20 protein-coding genes are annotated in these 21,921 nt (G+C 39.3%); 12 read left to right on the top strand and 8 right to left on the bottom strand.

The window, feature by feature from the left end; all coding sequences use genetic code 11:
• The first annotated feature begins 13 nt into the window (after positions 1-13).
• Both AC570I_RS05500 and AC570I_RS05495 read left to right on the top strand, forming a co-directional pair.
• Positions 14-1,504: an NAD(P)H-hydrate dehydratase gene (locus AC570I_RS05500; protein ID WP_497404701.1), complete on the top strand. Its 1,491-nt coding sequence runs from the start codon at positions 14-16 to the stop codon at positions 1,502-1,504.
• 121 nt (positions 1,505-1,625) lie between these two features.
• On the top strand, positions 1,626-2,330 hold the full coding sequence (locus tag AC570I_RS05495; protein WP_497404700.1) for an AIM24 family protein: 705 nt from the start codon (positions 1,626-1,628) through the stop codon (positions 2,328-2,330).
• 56 nt (positions 2,331-2,386) lie between these two features.
• Here AC570I_RS05495 and AC570I_RS05490 read toward each other — a convergent pair whose 3' ends face one another.
• The 3 genes from AC570I_RS05490 to lipA form a co-directional block, all read right to left on the bottom strand.
• Positions 2,387-3,244, bottom strand: coding sequence for an anti-sigma factor (locus AC570I_RS05490; RefSeq protein ID WP_497404699.1), 858 nt, complete (start codon positions 3,242-3,244; stop codon positions 2,387-2,389).
• A gap of 2 nt (positions 3,245-3,246) precedes the next feature.
• Positions 3,247-3,798: an RNA polymerase sigma factor gene (locus tag AC570I_RS05485; protein ID WP_047800249.1), complete on the bottom strand. Its 552-nt coding sequence runs from the start codon at positions 3,796-3,798 to the stop codon at positions 3,247-3,249.
• A gap of 103 nt (positions 3,799-3,901) precedes the next feature.
• Positions 3,902-4,795 carry a lipoyl synthase gene (gene lipA / locus AC570I_RS05480; RefSeq protein ID WP_047800250.1) on the bottom strand — a complete coding sequence of 298 codons (894 nt, stop codon included), beginning with the start codon at positions 4,793-4,795 and terminating at the stop codon, positions 3,902-3,904.
• A gap of 180 nt (positions 4,796-4,975) precedes the next feature.
• Between lipA and cysS the strand changes: the two genes are divergently transcribed.
• The 3 genes from cysS to AC570I_RS05465 all read left to right on the top strand — a co-directional run bounded on the left by cysS (position 4,976) and on the right by AC570I_RS05465 (position 8,559).
• Positions 4,976-6,436, top strand: coding sequence for a cysteine--tRNA ligase (cysS, locus tag AC570I_RS05475; RefSeq protein WP_497404698.1), 1,461 nt, complete (start codon positions 4,976-4,978; stop codon positions 6,434-6,436).
• A gap of 146 nt (positions 6,437-6,582) precedes the next feature.
• Positions 6,583-7,440: a DUF4440 domain-containing protein gene (locus AC570I_RS05470; protein WP_497404697.1), complete on the top strand. Its 858-nt coding sequence runs from the start codon at positions 6,583-6,585 to the stop codon at positions 7,438-7,440.
• 231 nt (positions 7,441-7,671) lie between these two features.
• The gene (locus AC570I_RS05465) at positions 7,672-8,559 is read left to right on the top strand and encodes a glycerophosphodiester phosphodiesterase family protein (RefSeq protein WP_497404696.1); all 888 of its coding nucleotides are present in this window, start codon (positions 7,672-7,674) and stop codon (positions 8,557-8,559) included.
• 58 nt (positions 8,560-8,617) lie between these two features.
• On the opposite strand, the gene AC570I_RS05460 is transcribed toward AC570I_RS05465, so the two are convergent.
• From AC570I_RS05460 to AC570I_RS05445, 4 genes are all read right to left on the bottom strand, one after another.
• Complete coding sequence (locus AC570I_RS05460) at positions 8,618-8,812, bottom strand: hypothetical protein (RefSeq protein ID WP_047800254.1); 195 nt, start codon at positions 8,810-8,812, stop codon at positions 8,618-8,620.
• 149 nt (positions 8,813-8,961) lie between these two features.
• The gene (locus AC570I_RS05455; protein WP_497404695.1) at positions 8,962-9,924 is read right to left on the bottom strand and encodes an AAA family ATPase; all 963 of its coding nucleotides are present in this window, start codon (positions 9,922-9,924) and stop codon (positions 8,962-8,964) included.
• Between the two features lie 5 nt (positions 9,925-9,929).
• Positions 9,930-11,294 carry a peptidylprolyl isomerase gene (locus AC570I_RS05450; protein WP_497404694.1) on the bottom strand — a complete coding sequence of 455 codons (1,365 nt, stop codon included), beginning with the start codon at positions 11,292-11,294 and terminating at the stop codon, positions 9,930-9,932.
• 41 nt (positions 11,295-11,335) lie between these two features.
• Positions 11,336-11,923, bottom strand: coding sequence for a hypothetical protein (locus tag AC570I_RS05445; RefSeq protein ID WP_497404693.1), 588 nt, complete (start codon positions 11,921-11,923; stop codon positions 11,336-11,338).
• A 104-nt stretch (positions 11,924-12,027) separates the two neighbouring features.
• Between AC570I_RS05445 and AC570I_RS05440 the strand changes: the two genes are divergently transcribed.
• Both AC570I_RS05440 and AC570I_RS05435 read left to right on the top strand, forming a co-directional pair.
• Positions 12,028-12,681: a hypothetical protein gene (locus AC570I_RS05440; RefSeq protein WP_497404692.1), complete on the top strand. Its 654-nt coding sequence runs from the start codon at positions 12,028-12,030 to the stop codon at positions 12,679-12,681.
• An 86-nt stretch (positions 12,682-12,767) separates the two neighbouring features.
• On the top strand, positions 12,768-13,349 hold the full coding sequence (locus tag AC570I_RS05435; RefSeq protein ID WP_497404691.1) for a non-canonical purine NTP diphosphatase: 582 nt from the start codon (positions 12,768-12,770) through the stop codon (positions 13,347-13,349).
• A gap of 310 nt (positions 13,350-13,659) precedes the next feature.
• On the opposite strand, the gene AC570I_RS05430 is transcribed toward AC570I_RS05435, so the two are convergent.
• The gene (locus tag AC570I_RS05430) at positions 13,660-15,987 is read right to left on the bottom strand and encodes an OstA-like protein (RefSeq protein WP_497404690.1); all 2,328 of its coding nucleotides are present in this window, start codon (positions 15,985-15,987) and stop codon (positions 13,660-13,662) included.
• A gap of 65 nt (positions 15,988-16,052) precedes the next feature.
• Between AC570I_RS05430 and tilS the strand changes: the two genes are divergently transcribed.
• The 5 genes from tilS to AC570I_RS05405 all read left to right on the top strand — a co-directional run bounded on the left by tilS (position 16,053) and on the right by AC570I_RS05405 (position 21,905).
• A complete protein-coding gene (gene tilS, locus AC570I_RS05425; protein ID WP_497404689.1) occupies positions 16,053-17,384 on the top strand; it encodes a tRNA lysidine(34) synthetase TilS in 1,332 nt (443 codons plus the stop codon).
• On the top strand, positions 17,385-17,873 hold the full coding sequence (locus AC570I_RS05420; RefSeq protein ID WP_047800261.1) for a hypothetical protein: 489 nt from the start codon (positions 17,385-17,387) through the stop codon (positions 17,871-17,873).
• A 149-nt stretch (positions 17,874-18,022) separates the two neighbouring features.
• Positions 18,023-19,165, top strand: a complete 1,143-nt coding sequence (gene bshA, locus AC570I_RS05415) for an N-acetyl-alpha-D-glucosaminyl L-malate synthase BshA (RefSeq protein WP_497404688.1) — start codon at positions 18,023-18,025, stop codon at positions 19,163-19,165.
• Between the two features lie 254 nt (positions 19,166-19,419).
• The gene (locus tag AC570I_RS05410; protein WP_497404687.1) at positions 19,420-21,294 is read left to right on the top strand and encodes a glycoside hydrolase family 35 protein; all 1,875 of its coding nucleotides are present in this window, start codon (positions 19,420-19,422) and stop codon (positions 21,292-21,294) included.
• A gap of 164 nt (positions 21,295-21,458) precedes the next feature.
• Entirely contained in the window at positions 21,459-21,905 is a 447-nt protein-coding gene (locus tag AC570I_RS05405; RefSeq protein ID WP_497404686.1) for a KTSC domain-containing protein, read from the top strand.
• Positions 21,906-21,921: the final 16 nt, after the last annotated feature.

Here is a 21,921-nt window from a genome sequence, read left to right as displayed (position 1 = left end):
TCTATCCACCGATATGCAAACACTGTTAACTTCATCACAAATGCGCCTTGCTGATGCTTTTACCATCGCTAACGAACCCATTTCCTCTATTAGTTTAATGGAACGGGCCGTTCAGGCCTTTGTTGATAATTTTATAAAGGAGGTAATTGATCTGAACGAACAGATAGCTGTTTTTTGCGGAAAGGGTAATAATGGGGGAGATGGTTTAGGTATTGCGCGTGTACTCATCAACTGCGGATACTGTAATGTAAAAGCATATGTTGTAAATTTTGGTGATAAACAAAGTGATGACTTTAGCGAAAATTTAAAGCAACTGGAACAAACAGGTTGTGATATCATAACAATTAGTCATGCTACTGATGCAAATGGCGTTATGGCTGATACAGTTATTGATGCCATTCTCGGTTCAGGCTTAAATAAGCCATTGACAGGTGAGTATGCTGCATTGATTGAAATTATGAATGCTTTTCCTGCCCGTATTTATGCCGTGGATGTCCCAACAGGCTTTCCGTCGGAGGGAATTATATTCGAAATCTACAATGGTATCGAAGCGTTTAAAACCATTTGTTTCCAGCGTCCTAAGATCAATTTCTTTTTCCCGGAGTCGGCTGCAGCAACAGAACGTTACGAGGTAGTGAACATAGGGCTGAATGAAGCTTTTATTGAATCACAGGATAGCGATATTCATTTGCTGGAAGATCAAGACATTCGCAAGATCCTTAAACCCCGAAAAAATTTTAGTCATAAAGGGATTTATGGACATGCATTGATCATCGCAGGATCTACTAACACCATGGGCGCTGCGATATTGTCCTCAATGGCATGTTTAAATGCAGGGGCCGGATTAACAACTGCCTGCATACCAAACAGTGGTTTGGTAACATTAAACTCCGTTTTGCCCGAGGTGATGGCTTTACCCAGAGATGAGTATACGCGGATAGAAAATACATCAAAATACCATTCCATAGCTATCGGTTGCGGCCTGGGGATTTCTTCTGAAAATGCTAAATTATTGGAGAGCCTGATTGCTGCCAGGCAACCCTTGGTTATTGATGCTGATGCATTAAATATATTAGGCGAAAATCCTGAATTGATTAAGCAGCTGCCTCAACATTCCATCCTCACGCCGCACATGAAAGAATTCGACAGGCTCTTCGGTATTCATCAGGAATGGTGGAGCCGTGTGCAAACGGCCAAAGCCAAAGCAAAGGAATTGCAAATTGTAATAGTGCTTAAAAATCAGTACACCTTCATTTGTGCTCCGGATGGCAGCATCTTTATTAATCCGACAGGTAATCCTGCAATGGCACAAGGCGGTATGGGCGATGTGCTAACGGGAGTTATTGCTGCTTTTGTGGCGCAAAACTACACCTCAGTTGAAGCTGCAATATTAGCTTGCTATGTACATGGAAAAAGTGGTGATGTTTTAGCTTCCGAACATTTTGTGATAAGTGCTACCAAGCTTGCCGAAAATGTTTCCCGTACAATAAGACACCTGCTATAATCTGTTTCTCACTGCATTTTAGGACTTTGCCAGGTTATTGAAACTGCAAGCGATAAGTCAAATCAGTTTTGGCCTGGGAATTGACGGGATTATATCTGGAAAACTAAATACCATCTAAATTATGGAGTCAAAAAAAGAGTACACGCTAACGGAGCTCATTCACGAGTCGGCAGAAAATCCAAATGAGAACGATTTTTTCGAACTGGAAAAACCAGCCATGCTGGAGGTAAATTTGAGAAATCAAAAAATCATGGCTAAAGCAGGATCGATGGTTGCCTATATTGGTAATATTGATTTTAAACGAGAAGGCTTACTTAGTAAAGGCCTTGGTGGCTTACTTAAAAAGGCAATTTCGGGAGAAGGAACATCACTTATGCATGCATCAGGTACCGGAAAACTTTATCTGGCCGATGAAGGCAAAAAAGTAAAGATCATCAAGCTTCAGAATGAGTCTGTTTATGTCAATGGAAATGATGTGCTGGCAATTGACGGCAACATTAAAAATGAAATTAAAATGCTTAAAAGCATCGCCGGCATGCTAAGTGGAGGCCTGTTTCAGGTGAAGCTTTCAGGTAGTGGTTATATTGCCATTACTACCCATGGTGAACCTATATTACTTAGGGTAAGCGCTAATCAACCAGTATATACAGATCCAAATGCAACTGTAGCCTGGTCTGAAAACCTATCTCCCAATATCAAAACCAACCTTACTTTTGGTTCATTTATCGGCCGGGGCAGCGGGGAGTCATTCCAGCTTGAATTTTTTGGAGAGGGCTGGGTTTTAGTACAGCCCTACGAAGAAGTGAAGTACGCACAAAAATCTTAAGCAAAAAAAATCCCGGTAGCGATTAACTACCGGGATATATTTTTATAAGGGTTAGTTTAAACACCACCCATCACGGTTAATTTGTCCATTGTTGGATTCACACTTCCCCCCGTCGGTTCAAGGGTTACTGCAAATGCCTGCGCTTCTTGTATGGTTTGCATTTTTTGAAGTGCCTCTGTACCTGTTGAATCACTTTTTCCAAAAACACCCAAACTTACTGGTTTGCCATTTACAAGCGCCCACAGCTGATATTCATGTTCTGCATCGGGCTTCGGTAAATCCATTGCCACATAATTAATCAGAACACTTTTATCATTTTTATTCCAGTAAACGTTCATTTTCGATTTCGGACTAAAGGCCTGGCCTGCCATGCGGATGGTAGCCCATTCTTTACTATCGTTCATCGCAACCATATTGTCCAAGCCCTGCTTATCGAATTCAAGTTGTCTCACTACGCCGGCAAATTTCTGCTTATCTAAGTTAAGAGAAGCTATTTGATCATGAGCATCGTTAAGTTTATTGTAAGTGATAAACAATGCAGCCGTACTCACAACCAATAAAGCAATACAGGCAACCAATGCAAAACGTAATGTTCGTAATTTGCCGTCACTCCCATCCAGGCGAACAACTTTAGGTTCTGTAGCAGCTATAGTGATATCAGATTGGTAAACAGTTTCCTGTTCAACCTCAAAACCTAGTTTTTCAAAAAGTTTTGCCTCAACAGCTGCAGATGGTTCTACAGCGTTTTGCATAGCATACTCCTCCATGGCCAGCTCAATAGCAGAAAGTTCAGCTTTAACCTCAGGGTTTTGCGCTGCCATTTCCTCTACCTGCAACGCTTCTTCCGGCGATAAATCACCGAGAACGTACAATTCAAGTACTCCAGATTCGATATATGCTTTTAAATTTTCCACGCTCAATTAAAACTCCTTCTCAATTCAATAATAGCCAGTCGGATTCGGGTTTTCACCGTACCTAGGGGCAGATCTAACTTTTCTGCGGCTTCTACATGCGTATAGCCTTTATAATAAACTAAATTGAGAACTGATTGTAAGTCTGGTTTCAGATTCTCTACAAGTTGCTTAACTCCCAGTACATCGGGATTAAAAGTAACCTTGTTTTGTTCATCAACGAAACTTACGTTATTTTCTATATCTTGGTTTTTGAGTGAATTCTTAAAATCTTTTGAGCGAAGCTTATCTATAGAAAGGTTACGGGCGATATTCATCATCCACGTAAACAAACGTCCTTTAGTACTGTCGTAGTTTTCGGCCGACTGCCAGATCTTTACAAATGTTTCCTGTAATACATCTTCTGCAAGCTCGGTATGGGTAATAATGCGGGTAATCACCCCGTAAAGGGCCGACGAATACATGCTGTACAGTGTTTTTAATACCGCAGAGTCTCTCGATTGCAGTGCTAAAACTAGTTCAGCTTCGGTTAGGGATGGTTTCTTTAATGCAGTCACTATTGGTTACTAAGATACAAATCAGAACATAAATTGCAAAGAAATGTTTTGTAAAACCATTCCTGCCGGGAATACGATTTCGGAAACAATTATTAATCAGGACTTATTTAATTCCTTCGATTGGGAACAAATGTTTCTCAGCATGATATGAAGATCGCACCAGCGGTCCGCTTTCAACATACTTTAGACCTTTTGCCAAACCCGCTTCTTTGTACATGGCAAAAGTGTCTGGATGAATCCAGTCGACTACCGGGTGGTGGTTACGGGTGGGTTGTAAATATTGTCCCAACGTAAGAATATGCACACCATTGGCTACTAAATCGTCCATGGCTTCGAAAATATCTTCTTTAGTTTCACCCAACCCAAGCATAATACCAGTTTTGGTTCTCAAACCAAATTCAGAGATTCTTTTTAAAGCTTCTAAGCTTCTATCATATTTAGCCTGGATACGTACCTGTCTGGTGAGGCGTTTAACAGTTTCCATATTGTGTGAAACTACTTCAGGACGTTCTTCCAGAACCCGGTATAAATTATCCCACTGACCTTTAAAATCAGGAATTAATGTTTCTAAGGTGGTAACAGGGCTCTCTCTGCGTATTGCCTGTAATGTTTCTGCCCAGATAATTGATCCGCCATCTTTTAGATCATCACGATCTACCGATGTAATTACGCAATGCTTAACGCCCATTAATTTCACAGAGTTGGCTATGCGGTTAGGTTCATCAACATCAACAGCTAATGGACGGCCCGTTGCAACAGCACAAAATGAGCAGCTACGCGTACAGATGTTTCCTAAAATCATGAAGGTTGCGGTACCTGCTCCCCAGCACTCACCCATATTCGGGCAGTTGCCACTCTCGCAGATGGTGTGAAGCTTATGCGTATCAACCAAACTGCGAACCTGTGCATATTCTTTTCCAACAGGCAATTTAACACGTAGCCAATCTGGTTTACGTTTAACTTCAGTTACAGCAGGTACTACCGGTAAATCAATCATAATGCAAAGTTAATGAATAGGATTGGAATGTTGTAATATTGAAATGTTTGAAGGTTGTAATAATATGGTTGATATTAAATCACACTCATTAATTGTTAGCGAAAAATCATAAGCTCAGGGATCATACACATTCCTCCATTAAATCATTTCATGTTTCTAACTTAATCTTACATTTGCAATATGAATACTGGCTTACAGCTTTATAATACGCTTTCACGTAAAAAAGAATTATTTCAACCGTTAAATGCTCCTAATGTAGGGATGTATGTTTGTGGTCCTACAGTTTATAGTGATGTGCACTTAGGTAACTGTCGCACATTTGTTTCTTTCGATTTAATTTTCAGATACTTAAAGTACGCTGGTTTTAAGGTGCGTTATGTGCGCAATATTACCGACGCAGGCCACCTTGAGGGAGACAGGGATGAAGGAGATGATAAATTTGCGAAGCGTGCAAAGCTGGAACAGCTGGAGCCTATGGAGATCGTGCAGAAGTATACACTGGGATTTCATGATGTATTGCGAATGTTTAACACTTTGCCTCCAAGCATCGAGCCAACGGCAACAGGACATATCATCGAGCAGATCGAAATGATCAAAATTATCATTGCAAATGGTTATGGTTATGAAATTGATGGTAACGTATATTTTGATGTAGAAAAATACAGTAAAGAATATAATTATACCATACTCACCAACCGAAACCTGGAAGACATGCTGAATAATACCCGCGAACTGGGTGGGCAGGATGAAAAAATGGGCAGGCTGGATTTTGCTTTGTGGATTAAAGCAAAGCCAGAAACGTTAATGCAATGGCAATCGCCATGGGGCATGGGTTTTCCTGGCTGGCATATAGAATGTTCGGCAATGAGCGCTAAATACCTGGGCGATGAATTTGATATTCACGGAGGAGGAATGGATCTTGCTGCCACCCACCATACTAACGAAATTGCACAGTCTGAAGCATGCAGCCATAAACAGCCTGCACGTTACTGGATGCATACCAATATGCTCACGGTTAACGGTACACGTATGTCGAAATCGGCTGGAAATGGGTTTTTGCCATTAGAATTATTTACTGGCGATCACCCTCTGCTTAAAAAAGGCTATAGCCCGATGACTGTGAAATTTTTTATGTTGCAGGCACACTATAGAAGTACCCTGGATTTTTCTAATGATGCACTCGATGCGTCTGAAAAAGGTTTCCGTCGCCTGATGTCGGCAGTAGGTCTGCTGGATAAAATCGTTACATCAGAACAGAATGATTTCGACATCGATGCATTGAAGGAAAACTGCATCAATGCAATGAACGATGATTTTAACAGCCCGATATTAATTGCTGAACTTTTTGAGGCGGTAAGGATAATCAATACCGTGTATGATGGAAAAGGGAAGATATCTGCGGAAGCGCTCGGAAAACTTAAAACGCTGGTTTATGATTTTGTTTTCGATATCCTTGCATTGAAAGATGAAGATGCAGGAAGCAATGATTTAAGTGGCGTTTTGGATATGGTTATTAACTTGAGGACTGAAGCCAAAGCAAATAAAGACTACGCTACTTCAGATAAAATCCGGATTGGCTTGCAGGAATTGGGGATTCAGTTAAAGGACAGTAAAGAGGGAACAACCTGGAGCAAGGTCTAATTAATCGCAATCGGTTATCGTTATGTGGGCATAACTGTTCTGGAAATAATTTACATTACACGTTAAATGTGTAATTGTTAATTACTTTTAGGACTATACATTTAATAAAATTTTATATTCGCCAAACATATTATCTACAATTTATAATGAAACACTTATTTTCTACAGCAATCGCCTCTTTGATAGCGCTCACTGCTTTTGCACAAAAAAACGATGGTACCACCAAATCCCTGGTTAATGCTGAGAAAGAATTTGCCAAATCGATTGCAAAAAACGGAGATAAGGAATCTTATATTGAATATTCCTCTGCGAACACACTGGTATTCAGACCTAATCCGGTTAATGCTAAAACGTTCTATTCCGGGCAGGAAAAAGGTGATAATGAAGTAAGCTGGACACCAAACCTGGCGAAGGTTTCACGTAGTGGAGATCTTGGATTTACAACCGGGCCATATGAATTGGGCAGTTCAGAAAAAAAATACGGACAGTATTTAACAATATGGAAATCTGAAAACGGTAAATGGAAGCTGGCAGTTGATTTAGGAACAACAAGCAACAAGCCTTTAGCCAAAGTAACCCCACAGTTTGTTGAACCAAAAGATCATGTTGCACCAAAGTTCATGAACGAAAGGGAAATCAAAGCTGGAAGAGAAATTATTCTAACGACTGAAAAAACTTTAAATACATTACTAAAAACCCACGGTATCGCGGCTTTTGGCGGTTTCTTAACTGATAATGCCCGTTTACTTTTCCCTGGGAATGAAGCTATAGAAGGAAAAGGGAAAATCGTTTCATTTTATAATGGCATGATCAGTAAAATCAATCTTAAAACTACAGGTGTTGATAAGGCAATAGGAAGTGATTTAGCTTATACTTATGGTGTAGCAACTGTAGACTATAAAGCCGATTTACGAGAAAGCTTTAATTATGTTTTTGTATACGAAAAAGCGGCAGATTCGAGCTGGAACTTAATTGTTCAGGCATTTGTACCTGCCGAAAGATAAATACAACCAATGTGAATTGAAAAAGGGCTTACTTGTAAAAGGAGCCCTTTTTTTGTGCGGGGTGTTTGTGTTCCTGGTTATAGGATAATGTGGTACAACAATTTGAATTGATCATCCCCTGATAGCGCGGGCCTATGCAATGCCCGGAAATTATTTTTCAATTAACCAAAAACGAGCACTGTTTTTGCTATAAATGAAGATATTTTAGACCAACCAATTTTCTTCAAGTTTATGTATAAAAAATTACTTTTAGTTCCGGCCTTTGCCATGTTGTTTATTGCGGCCTCTGCACAAAAACAAAAATTTGATATTCAGGGAAAAGCAGGTGCGAGGGGGATCATGCCAGAGAATACGATAGAAGGAATGCTTAAAGCACTCGATCTGGGGGTGACAACACTTGAGATGGATGCTGTTATTTCTAAAGATAAAATGGTTGTATTGTCACAAGAGCCATATTTCAATAACGAAATCTCACTACAACCCAATGGTAAACCGATCACACTAAAAGATCAAAAGAGCTTCAATATTTATAAAATGAATTATGAAGAGATTAAAAAGTTTGATGTAGGAAGTAAGGTACATAGCCGTTTTCCTGGTCAGATGAAGTTCAAGGCTTATAAACCTTTACTTTCAGAAACCATTGATGCAGTTGAAGCATATGTAAAAGAGCATAAACTAAAAAAACCGGTTTATAGCATCGAAACCAAAACCATCAAAAATGGTGATCATGAATTTCAGCCCGAACCGGCAGAATTTATTGATCTGGTTATGGATATTGTGAATGAAAAAAAGCTTGCCAAGCGTGTGATCATCGAATCGTTTGATATGCGTACGCTGCAGTATTTACATGAAAAATATCCTAAAGTTCAAACTTCGTTGCTTATTGATGAGAAAGAACCTTTTGAAGATTATATTGAGAAATTAGGGTTTAAGCCAACCATTTACAGTCCTTATTCTCTTCTGGTAGGCAAGGGCCTTGTGGACCGCTGCCATGACATGGGAATTAAAATTATTCCATGGACGGTGAATACCGTTAAAGAAGTGAAGTACTTTATGAACCTTGGCGTTGATGGCATTATAACAGACTATCCCAACATTATGGGGCAACTGAACAGATAAAAGAAAAGCGCTGAAATGGTTCAGCGCTTTTCTTTTATACCTACTAATTATAACTTGCCTAGTGGTGCGGCTCAGCGTGCTCTGAGTGGCTTGCCTCTGTTTTCTCATGACCACCTGCAGCACTTTCTTCGTGATGAAATATTGGTCGTGTGAAAGCTACAAGAAGAAGCAATACAATAATCCAGGCTGTTAATGGTAAAGCCCAAATGCCTTTTGTTTCCTGAGCCGGTGCGTGTGAATCGTGAGCTGACATATCGAATATTTTTAATTTTTGCTTTGTAATTGAGTGGTAAAGATAACAACAAAATTAAAATAAAAAGATTAATTGCCCATTTGTATCAGGATATATGTTGCCTTGTAAGTTAAAAAATGATAGCATCACTAACCCCCTTATGGCTCTGTTTACAATAAATTTTGTATAATTTTCTCAATCGATAACCCTTCCGCCTCGGCCCTGTAGTTGCGAACAATACGGTGACGTAAAATAGCTTCTGCAACAGCTTGTACATCTTCAATGTCCGGAGCATATTTCCCCGTCACAGCAGCATGGCATTTAGCACCGAGCACAAGGAATTGCGAAGCCCTTGGACCTGCACCCCAGCTGATGTATTTGTTGATTGCCTCAGTAGCGTATTCACTATTTGGACGTGTTTTCGCCACCAGCTTTACGGCATATTCCAATACATTATCTGTTACCGGAATATCTCGTATCAATTTCTGGAAAAACTGGATTTCATCAGCATGAATAATTTTTTCAAGCTGAACTGTTCTGTTGCTGGTTGTGTTGCGAACAATATTCAATTCATCTGCAAAAGCAGGATAGTTTAATTGAATGTTGAACATAAAACGATCCAGTTGTGCTTCAGGCAAAGGATAGGTTCCTTCCTGCTCAATCGGATTTTGTGTAGCCAGAACAAAAAATGGCTTCGGTAAAGTATGGGTTTGGCCAGCAGCAGTAACTGCTTTTTCCTGCATTGCTTCTAAAAGCGCCGCCTGAGTTTTAGGGGGTGTCCGGTTGATCTCATCAGCAAGGATGATATTAGAAAAGACAGGACCTTTAATGAATTTAAAATGCCTGTCTTCTCCAAGTATTTCTGCGCCAATAATATCACTTGGCATTAAGTCGGGGGTGAACTGAATTCTGTTAAAATCAAGATCCAGTACAGAAGCTACAGTTTGAACGAGTAGGGTTTTTGCTAATCCGGGTACACCAACCAGCAAACAATGTCCGTTGCTGAAAATGGCGATTAAAACAGATTTTATGATGTCATCCTGACCTATTACAACTTTGCCGATTTCGGCTTTTATTTTGTTGAAAGATTGATGAAGCGCATCAACAGCTTCTACTTCGTTTTTATACTGCATTAATTTTATTTTGCTTCTTTATTCTTCGTCCAGATTTTTAATTCATTGCAGGTATCGAACTCGTCGTCAATTTTAATATAAGTGCTTTCACGACGTTTTTCAAACCACTCGCTTAAGGTACGACTAATTTTGTCTTGTTGTGCAGCATCTCTGATTTTTGGAAAATCCTGCGCCATATTGGCTTTGTGTGGGGGTATCTTCGATTTCAGGTAAAGAATTCGGTAACCTTCTTTCCCGTCGGCACCTGTATATAAGTTTGGCTTGGATATGCCACCAATTTTCATCGTATCTATTACAAGGAATACAGAGGGATCCAGTTTATCAACCGGGATAAAAGTACTTCTTGATTGTACATCTTCAGCATTCAGCATCATTCCGCCATTGTACTTGGTTTCTTTATTATCAGAAAAAAGGTTTGCTGCCGCTGCGAAGCTGTATTTTTTGGCTACAATATTGTTGTAAATACTGTCAGCATGTTTTTGCAGGCGGGTTAAACTTTCTGGAGTAGTTTTAGGCATAATCAAAATATGTCTAACGTGAACCTGCTCTCCTCTGCGTTCCAATACCTGTAAAAAGTGAAAACCGTATTCAGTTTCAAATACAGGAGATATCTCTCCGGCTTTTAGTTTAAAGGCCCATGCGGTAAATTCTTTTACCATGGTATTTCTATCGATGAAACCATAATCACCACCATCGGCTGCAGATCCGGGATCTTCTGAGTATGTTTTTGCTAACACCCCCATATCTTCACCGCTTTTTACACGCAAACGGAGTGCTTCAATCTTATCGCGAAATCTTTGTTTTTCATCACGGCTCAACTGCGGTTTTAGAATTACTTCTCCAATTTCAACTTCAGTATTAAATTCAGGGATACTATCACCCAGCGATTTAAAATATTTTTCAACCTCCATTGGGGTTACGTTGATATTTTCAGTAATTTTTTGTTGCATTTTTTGTGCAATCAACTCATCTTTAACCGATGGCCTGATTTCATCTTTGTATTGCAATACTGATTTATTTAAGAACTGCTCTAAGCGCTCTTGTCCACCCGCACGTTGCATGCTATAACGCATACGTTTGTTTACCTCATCATCTACCTGATTATCCTCAACCATCACGGAATCAATTTCAGCCTGTTGCTTAAGCAATTTTTGAGTGAGTGTATTCTGTAAAATTTTACACTTAACATCTTCATTGGCAGGATTTCCCTGATAAAGATATTGGGTATACTGTTGGTTTAAATCTGAAAGCAGGATAATGTTATTTCCCACCACAGCAGCAACTTTATCGATATTATGCTTTTTTGTCTGAGCGTAGCTGCTTAAAAATAAGCAGATTAAAGCGGTTGCTACTAAAAAAACTTTCTTCATTCTAATTATATGTTATTCAAATTTTATACTCTAAGCTGATATTATAATCGGGCTAGTTTCTTTAACTCGTTTTCGTTAATTTTTACCTGATATTTTTGTTTAAGTCCTTTAACCCAGTTTTCCTCAAGGCTTTGCTGATAATCATTGATTACTTCACCTCTCACCTCACTCAAAGGTTTATTATAATACTGTTTGTTTCTTTTATAAAAATCTTCAATTGCCTGCTCGCTTTCCTGTGCCTTATTCCAGATCTTTTGCTCTGATGCATTAAACATCAATACGCCTTCTCTGTACTCATTTACCAGCAAATCGTGGTCCTTACTGTTAGAAGAAATTTTCTTATGGGAGGCAAGCGCTTCCTCATAAGTTTTAACTTCTTCCTGATAGGTACTGCTCTTATCAAGACCCATCTCCCTGGCATCCAAAACCTTTAGCTTAAAATTTATATAGAGGTTTAAGTAGGCTTGCAATTGATTTAAATCAGTGCTAAGACTTCCGTTATGACTCTTTTTGTAAGCCCACATAAATTCTTTAGCACTAACCGGTTTACCATTTATTACAGCAACATTCTGGGCAAATGAAATGCCTGAAACAAAACTGAAAATAAATAAGCAAAAAGATTTCCTCACGCAGAGCAGTCTATAAATTTTAATGGATAAAAGTAACAATTAGCGGTGCTATTATAAGATATTTAACTAATTTTAACAGAAAATATTATCGGGCAAAAATACGAATGGAAAACCAGCTTACCAACAATGCAAACGCTTTACGCTTATTTTTTACAGATGAGGTTTTTGTAGTGGAGGATAAAACGGTCAAAATCCCCCATTCTGCTATTACTGAGGCCGTTTTGCCTGATACAATTGTCGAACATAAAAAGCCTGATCCATCGCTTTCTACTCCCTTAACGGCTCAGATTCCTCCTGCTATACCTGAAGAAAAGTTAAAAAAATACACTTCAGAAGCAGAATCAATACCTATTGTCGCTGAACCAACAGCGTCTGTTGAATTCAAGTTCCTTGGAGGAAATAAGAAATCAGTGCTGATTCTGGTTAATGATAAAGACAACGATGTAAGTACGCCTGAAGGGCGCGAATTATTGCGGAAAATTGTTAAAGCAGTAGATCTTGCTACAGCTGATTTCGCTTTGGTAAATTATGCAAACTATATTGGGTCCGATTTCGATGCTTTGCAGCAGTTTTTCAAACCGGTAATCATGCTATCATTCGGGGTGGAAATCAGCCACCTAAAATTAGACCTGACCTGGCAGAATGAAATTATTCATCATGCTAGTACCAAAATCATTTTTGCCCCAAACCTGCATCAACTTGATAGCGACATCTCTGCGAAAAAACTGCTTTGGGGAAATCTTCAGAAAATCAGATAAAACAGATATTCAAGCATAAGCTGACAGGTTTACCGGCGTGCTGCATAAGTTATCCTCGGATACGCAGATAAAACTCATACAACTTCATGAAAAAACTAGTTTTCGCAACGAATAATAAACATAAAACACAGGAGATTCGACAGGCTCTTGAAGGGCAATACGAAGTCTTAAACCTGCAGGATATTGGATGTACCGACGATATTCCTGAAACTGCTGATACCTTCGAAGGGAATGCCTCATTAAAAAGCCAGTATGTGGTAGCACATTTCAATCTCGATTGTTTCGCGGATGACAGTGGTTTGGAGGTAGAAGCTTTAAATAATGAACCAGGAGTTTACTCTGCTCGCTACAGCGGTAGCAGGGATAGTCTGGAGAATATAAATCTTGTACTCGAAAAACTTAAAAACCAGTCTAACCGGAAAGCCAGATTCAAGACGGTAATCTCACTGGTTCAGGATGGTGTTAACCATTTCTTTGAGGGAACGGTTGAAGGAACAATCAGAACTGAATTGTCTGGTTCTGCAGGTTTTGGATATGATCCTGTTTTCCAGCCTGAGGGTTATGCCATTACTTTCGCAGAAATGAGTATGGCCGAAAAAAATCAAATCAGCCACCGGGCCATCGCATTGAAAAAGATGATCGATTTTTTAAACACTAGTTCCCGCTAATCACAGTAAGGAATATTCACTCACTTGCTTTTAATTGATTAATTTGAGTTTTTTAAAATAAGAGAAACTCCATACCTGTATATCCAGTAGTTTCCGGGCAGATTGGTAGTACCGTCGCGGATAACTCACTTGGGTTTTCCTTGCACTTTGCTTGCACATTCCTTGCACCTTGTTTGGGTATATGCAAGCAAAACCCAATTGAAACCCATTTAAACCCCCTTTTTTCTGCATAAATACCCTTAAACCCACCAGTAAGAGGGTTTTTGAAATATACTCGAGCATTATGTTCTACCTTACGGGGCTGACCAGGTTATTTCTGCAAGGCGCCTGCCTTTTTAGCCGGGATGGAATCTGTTGTAAGTGAACGGGACTTTAGAGGTGCCTTTGTCGTATCTGCAGGTTTGCTTAATAGCGGCTTCCTACTCAGTTGAGTACTATCGGCCACAGCTGGAACTTTTGTTTTGTTAAGCAGTAGTACAGGTTTTGCCGAAACGATTGCTTTTGGTTTTACCGGTGCTTTGCCATTCTGTATTTTGGACTTTACTTTAGCTTTGCCTGCCGATCCGACTGCATCCTTTTTAGACTTTGGTCGTTCACTGGGTTTCCATGAAAAGCCTTTTAAGGTGAGGTCTTTTGCCACCTTCACTTCCGGATTTAATGCACCTTCGATACTTTTGATGTAAACAATATCCTCGATGTCGTTTTCATTATCTTTGAAGATAAACTTAATCCGACTGCTTACCGTCTGGTTCATCTCTTTATAAACCTTAGTACTGTCATCCTGAGTATAATAAATACTTTCTGCATTACCGTCAACATATAAGTTCTTGAATTGTCCGTCTTTAAAAAAGCCTGTCATCAGCCTGCCTTTGATTTGATTGAAGCGGAGGGAATCTTTAGGGGTATTAACTAGGAAGGCATTTCTAATGGCCTGTAAATTGTTTAATTTTTTGTTTTTGAATTGTACATAAATGGTATCGCCAATTTGCTGCGAACCTTCCGACCAGATAATGGGGTTATTGTACAACCGTAATGTAGAATCAGCGCTGGTGTAAAACAAACTATCTGTTTTTGCCTGAATGTTGGTTTTGAAAACCTTTACCCCATGGTAAGCCTTTATAACCCGCGCCTGAAGCGTATCTGCGGGAGTTAAAACTGCAGTGTCGGGTTTTTTTACCGGGATCTTCGGGGTAACCTGTAACTTACCTTTATCTGTTTTGGATATCACCTTATCCAGCCCCTTACTTACGCTATCTAAATTTACTTTCAGCGCTTTCTTTACCACATCAACCACCAGACTGCCGGATTTTTTTTGTAGACTATCAACGTTCAATTTCGGAAGATTCTTAACTATAGAGTCGGCTTTGTCTTTTAATATATTACTGTTCTTTAAGCTGTCAGGAATTAAGCCGGTTAGCCTATTTGCCGCAGAATCTACCTTAACTTTAATCTCGTTTTTATCCTTGGGTAAATCCGGAGGCGTAATACCATCTTTGTCATCCTTTGGCTTGTTTTTGGCGTTTTTATTTTTTCCACCACGCTTATTGTTTTCTTCCTTCGGAGAAGTCATCTGTTTGAGTTCTGCTGCGGTGATTTTTTTCTCCTTCTCTCCGCCTGCATCCTCGTCATCATCTCCAATCTGATTATCGGCTTTGATGGAGATTTTAGGGATGAGTTTCAAAGACTTTTGCAAAACCATTTGTGTCTCCAGTGTATCAGCACCCATCCATAAACTATCAGGTTGCTTTTTGTTTTTTACGGTAACCGAATCTTCGGTTCCAATGCCAAGATAAGCATTTTTGGTTACCAGTGTTCGTTGATCTGCTTTGTAATAGTAACCTAAATCACCAAACATTTTCATTTTATCCTTGGTATCAGAAAAAACAATATTTTTAACTGCCCGGCCATATCCAACTTTACCATAGTAATACAAACTATCGCCTTTCAGTGATCGGGTACCTTGGGTATATAAGTTCTTCTTGCCGAAATAAGCATCTTCTGTTGCCGTATTATAGGCGCCATTTTCGGTGTAAAGGTTATCATCTTTTCCTTTGATGTTAGTTGGCCCATAAAAATATGTCCACTTGGTTTGCGTATTATAACGCATTGTATCGGATTTAATGGTTACCTGGGGCGTAACGACTACAACATCATACCTGAAATAGGAATCATTACTTGTGCTAAAATAATAGCCGTTCTTACTCGTAAGCGTAACCTCTTTGTTTACAATTTTGCCCCCAGTTGTATAGGTGCCTATTTTGCTCAATGTATTATAATCTAAAATATTGGTGGTTAAAACTGACGTCGGATCAATCATTCTAACATTACCCGTTAAGTGCGCCTGTTTTTTGTTACCATCATATTCCAGCTGATCAGAGTAAATATCTGTGGTAAGCTGGTTAATATGAACATTCTGATAAGCCTCAAAATAGTTTCTCTTGTTATAATATACCGCACTATCGCAAGTAAGGGTAGCATTATCCTGTTTAAAAACAGGATTTTTAAGGCGCGTCAAATTATTTTTTATATCGCCATAAATTTTCGAATATGAAACAATCTCGATTTTTGAAGCTGTTTGCTGGCCGAATAAAAAGATTGGACTGGTTAGCAATACGAAAAAGACAAATAGTTTATGCACCTTACAAAGTTAGTTTTTTGTTCCGAACGTTCGGAATACCAGTTAAAATTAAATATTTTTGATGAATGTTACCCGTACAGCAATTTCAGGATTTTATAGCACAGCATCAGCTGTTCGATAGGGATAACAAAGTTCTGTTGGCCGTTAGCGGAGGTAAGGACTCGGTATTAATGGTTCATTTATTCATGGCCGTGGGCGTTGATATTGGTATAGCGCATTGTAATTTCAATTTACGGGGAGATGAAGCACAGCGCGACGAAAGTTTTGTGAAATTACTAGCCGATACCCATCGTCTTCCGTTTCATATAACGCGTTTTGATACCAAAAAATATGCTGCGGAAAATAAAGTTTCCACTCAAATGGCCGCACGCGATTTGCGCTACCCCTGGTTTGAGGAAATCAGACAAGAGTATGGTTACGAGTATATTGCTTTAGCCCAACATCAGAACGACGCTGTCGAAACGGTGTTAATCAACCTCACCAGAGGAACTGGCATTAGTGGTCTGCATGGCATTATGCCAAAAAGAGACAGACTGATTCGTCCGCTGTTGTTTTTGAACCGTGAGCAGATTAATCATCTGGTTGATGAAAATCACCTTGATTTTGTTGAAGACAGCTCGAACCTAAGTACCAGTTATACCAGAAATAAACTGCGTTTACAGGTTATTCCGCATTTGAAAGAGATCAATCCAAATCTTGAAAAAACGTTTGCAGAAAACATTGCCCGTTTTGCCGAAATTGAGTTACTCCTGAAAAGGCAGGTCGAAGTATTAAGCGAAACATTATTACGAAAAAAAACAGACGGGGTTTATCTTTCCATAGCGGAGGTACAACAATTATTTCCCCGGAAATTATTAATCTTTGAATTGCTCAAGCCTTTTGGGTTTACCTCCGGAGTAATTGATGATGTGTTGAATAATCTGGACTCGCCAAGCGGTATACATTTTTTTAGCCTTACTCATCAGTTAATGATTAACCGGGGTGATCTTGTAGTTGTAGAAAAAATGAAAGGTAATTTACCCAATCAGATTTTCCATCCTACAACATCCGAAATCATCTTCGGAAGGCAAAGAATTTCATTGGCACACGCACAGGAAATTAAGTATGAGGTAAATGTTGACAAGGCATTTGTAGATGCTCAACAACTTATTTTTCCATTAGTGGTTAGAAACTGGCAAAACGGGGACAGGTTTATTCCCCTGGGGATGCGAAACTTTAAAAAATTAAGCGATTATTTCATTGATGAGAAAGTGCCTGTACACATCAAGCGCACTTGCCCGATTCTGGTAAATGGTAATGGTGATATCATCTGGATTGCGGGTATGCGCCAGGATAATAGATATAAATTGTCTCAAGCAACCAAAAAAGTTGTTATATTCGAACTCAAAATTATTTAAGTGGAAAGCAGGTACGCCTATATCGAAAAACAATACATCGGCCGTGATTATGTCCGCATTTTCATCCGCTTGATTATGGCTGCATTCTGTTTTGCCGCATACGTGTATGAGCGCGACCGCGATAATACTCAAGACCTTTTCCTCGTTGTTGGTTTCGGTATCATCGGCGTTTCCATGCTGCTTTTGTTTCTGATTCAATATAAAATTATAGTGGATAATGGTAGTATGATCCTTGATGGGTTGTGGACAACCAAGCGGGTTAAAATAGATCTAAACAGTATCATTGATGTCAAAAAGGCCACCTATAGCCGATATTTTTTTAATAATCCAGTATACAATCTCCATACTAAAGGCACTATCCGTTTTTATTCTTCGGGTAAAGATGCCGTTGTGCTTACTGATCGCGATGGCCTTGAATATTTCATCGGAACACAGCGGCCAAATGAGCTTTTTCTTGTGATTAAGGAAGAGATGCGTAATTTAAAGTAGTTAACTGATTTACAATCCGGAATTTTATTCGATTGTTTATCTTCACGGTCTCTTTTACAGAATTCTTTCGCCTCTTTTTATTGCAATCCACCGACACATATTATACATTAAAATCGGCTACATTTGCATTAACAACAACGCATTATTAAATGAAAATAGGAATTGTTTGCTACCCCACTTTTGGCGGTAGTGGAGTAGTTGCAACAGAGCTTGGAAAAGCACTTGCAAACGAAGGACATCAAGTTCACTTTATTACCTACAGCCAGCCTGCGAGGCTCGATTTCTTCTCGGCAAACCTGTTTTATCATGAAGTTTCAGTACGTGATTATCCATTATTTGATTACGCCCCTTACGAATCTGCGCTAGCCAGTAAACTGGTTGATGTGGTAAGGTTTGAACAGCTTGATGTGCTGCATGTGCATTATGCGATTCCACACGCCTCGGCAGCCTTTATGGCGAAACAGATTTTAGCCAGTTATGGCATTCATATTCCCGTTGTAACTACTTTACACGGAACTGATATCACTTTGGTAGGTAAAGATCCAACCTATAAACCAGTGGTAACTTTCTCCATTAATCAAAGTGATGGCGTTACAACCGTTTCTGATGACTTAAGGGAAGATACTTACAACCACTTTGAAATCACCAAGGAAATCAAAGTAATTCCTAATTTTATTGATTTCAGCCGCTTTAGCCTCCAGGCTAAAGATCATTTTAAAAAGGCAATTGCCCCAAACAATGAACGGATCCTGATTCACACTTCAAATTTTAGAAAGGTTAAACGAACGGCTGATGTGATCAGGATTTTTGAAAAAGTACAAGCTGTTATTCCGTCTAAGCTATTGATGGTTGGCGATGGACCTGAGCGTGCTTACGATGAACAACTTTGCAGAAGTCTGAACATTTGCGATAGTGTAAGGTTTCTGGGTAAGCAAGATGCGGTTGAGGAAATTCTTTCTGTTTCCGATTTGTTCCTGATGCCATCAGAGTCTGAAAGCTTTGGCTTGGCAGCATTAGAAGCAATGGCTTGTAAGGTTCCGGCCATAACAACAAATGCAGGCGGTTTACCAGAATTAAATGTTGATGGTTTCTGTGGCTACATGAGTAATGTAGGCGATGTAGATGCGATGGCTGCAAACGCGATAGCTATTTTACAGAACGATGCTACTTTACAGCAATTCAAAGAGAATGCTTTTACAAGGGCACAGGATTTTGATCTCAAAAAAATCCTTCCGTTTTATATTGATTTCTACAAACAGGTTATCGAAAATTCGATGCAAGTCAAATACTAAAATTTGCATTTCTGTTGCTTATTGGTTTATATTTAAACGCTTAAGTATACCTTGAGCAACAGAAAATCTTTGTTTCAGCAAATTTGAGCGTGATCAAACGTTTGTCTTTCTAGCAGATTTTTTCCCCTGAAAAGGATGGAAGCAACATTATTTTGATTAAAAAATCAAGTTGCTACATTTTTTTAAATAAATATCCCTATTATTTTTCAAGATCTTTCTTGTGATGCCGAACCTTAGAAAAAAAATGAACTAAAATGAAAATCAAACTTTTTGCGCTGCTTTTAATCTGTGCGATGGCATCAAATGCTGGTGCCCAAACCCAAACTGCTAAACACACATTCGCTATTGCCGATGGTAATTTTTTACTTGATGGTAAAGCAATCCAGATTCACAGCGGGGAAATGCACTACGCCCGGATCCCAAAGCCTTATTGGCGTCATCGATTCAAAATGATGAAAGCAATGGGCTTAAATGCTGTAGCTACTTATGTTTTCTGGAACTACCACGAAACGGCTCCAGGTGTCTGGGATTTTAAATCAGGGAATAAAGATGTTGCCGAATATATTAAAATTGCTCAGGAAGAAGGGTTGTATGTAATTCTTCGCCCCGGGCCCTATGTTTGCGCCGAATGGGAGTTTGGTGGCTATCCATGGTTTTTGGCTAAAGTTCCCGGAATGGTCATTCGTGGCAATAATCCCCAATATCTTGCGGCGACAAAGGCTTATTTCACTGCGCTGTATGCTCAGGTTAAGAATTTACTGGTTTCCAATGGTGGCCCAATTATTATGGTTCAGGGAGAAAATGAATTTGGTTCATACGTAGCGCAGCGTAAAGACATCAGTATCGAAGATCACAAAAGATACAGTGCTGCAGTGTTCCAACAACTCAAGGATGTTGGATTTAATGTGCCGTTTTTTACATCTGATGGGAGCTGGTTATTTGAAGGAGGAGCATTGCCAGGCGCTTTGCCCACTGCCAATGGCGAAGACGACGTTGTTAAATTAAAAGAAACCGTTAATAAGTTTAACGGTGGGAAAGGCCCTTACATGGTAGCAGAGTTTTATCCGGGCTGGTTAGATCACTGGGCAGAGCCGTTCCCTAAAGTTTCCTATAAAAATGTCGCCAAACAAACGAAAAAATACCTGGATGGTAATATTTCCTTTAACTACTATATGGTACATGGCGGTACAAATTTCGGTTTTACCTCAGGAGCTAACTATGATAATAAGCATGATATACAGCCAGATTTAACTAGTTATGATTATGATGCGCCTATCAGTGAGGCTGGGTGGGCCACTAAAAAATATGATACTTTGCGATCGATGCTTAAAACTACAAACACGCCGCCTGTGCCTGCAAAGAACCCAGTGATCGAGATTAATAATATCACATTAAACCAGTTTGTAGATTTAGATGATATCAGAAATAAAATAGCGCCCGTAAATGATGATAAGCCTTTAACCTTTGAAGAATTAAACCAGGGACACGGGTACGTTTTATATAGTAAAAAATTTAACCAGCCCATTAGTGGGAAATTGGAATTTGTAGGCTTGCGCGATTACGCAATTGTATATGTAAATGGTACTAAAGTGGCTGAATTAAACAGCTATTACAAAAAATACGACTGCGAGATTGATATACCTTTTAATGCAACACTTGATATTATGGTGGAGAATATGGGACGGATTAATTACGGCGCCAAAATTACCAATAGTACAAAGGGAATTATTTCGCCTGTTATCATTAACGGACAAACCATTACAGGTAACTGGGATATGTACAAACTGCCTATGGATGTTGTGCCAGATCTAACCGGCGCGAAGAATACTGCCACAGCTGGTCGGCCAACACTGTATGGAGGTACTTTTAATCTGACCAAAACAGGCGATACCTTTCTGGATATGCGTGGCTTTGGAAAAGGAATTGTATTTGTTAATGGGATTAATATAGGCCGTTACTGGAGCGTGGGGCCTCAGCAAACACTATACCTGCCGGGTTGCTGGCTTAAAACAGGTAAAAATGATATTGTAATATTCGAACAGAAAAATGATGTGCTTCAAAAAACCTTATATGGATTAGGTAGTCCAATTCTTGAAGAACTGAAACCCGAGAACGGTTTGCCAAAATAGTTTGCATGCTCGTTCTATAAATCATGGTCGCCCATGTTGGGTGACCTTTTTGCATTAACAGATTTCAATGCAGTATATTGGCTCCTTAAAGGCTTTGAAAGAAATACTTGCAAGTTTAAAACTTTCTCAAAATCAAATCATTATAAATCGTATCTTTGCCGCAAATGAAGAAAATAGTAGATTATAGAAGGCTTTTGAGTGTAGATAAAACCGCTAAGCTTGCAGACCTTAAGTCGGTTTATAGAACCCTAATGAAAGAATACCACCCTGATAAGTTTCACGTAGAGGAGGAAAGACTTGAGGCAGAGGCAAAGAGCAAAGAGATTATCGAAGCTTATCACTTCCTGGTGAGCATTGCGCCTGAAACATGTGAGCAAAATTTAGAGATTTACACACAAACCATTACCAATTCAAATATTCTTGATTTTGAATATAAACAATCGGTATTAAACATTCAGTTTTTCGATGGTAGTGCATATGAGTATTTTGATGTGCCAAGAGCAATCTATATCAAACTGGTTAATGCAGATTCACCAGGTCGTTTCGCACGCCGTCACATTTGCAACTCTTACCCTTACCGTAATGTAGCTAAAGTTGCTGAAACAGCTTAGTAATATATAATCTAAA

Source organism: Pedobacter sp. A2324 (assembly GCF_059693705.1).
Note: the sequence above shows the minus strand (reverse complement) of the source record. Positions and strands in the feature narration are given on the sequence as shown.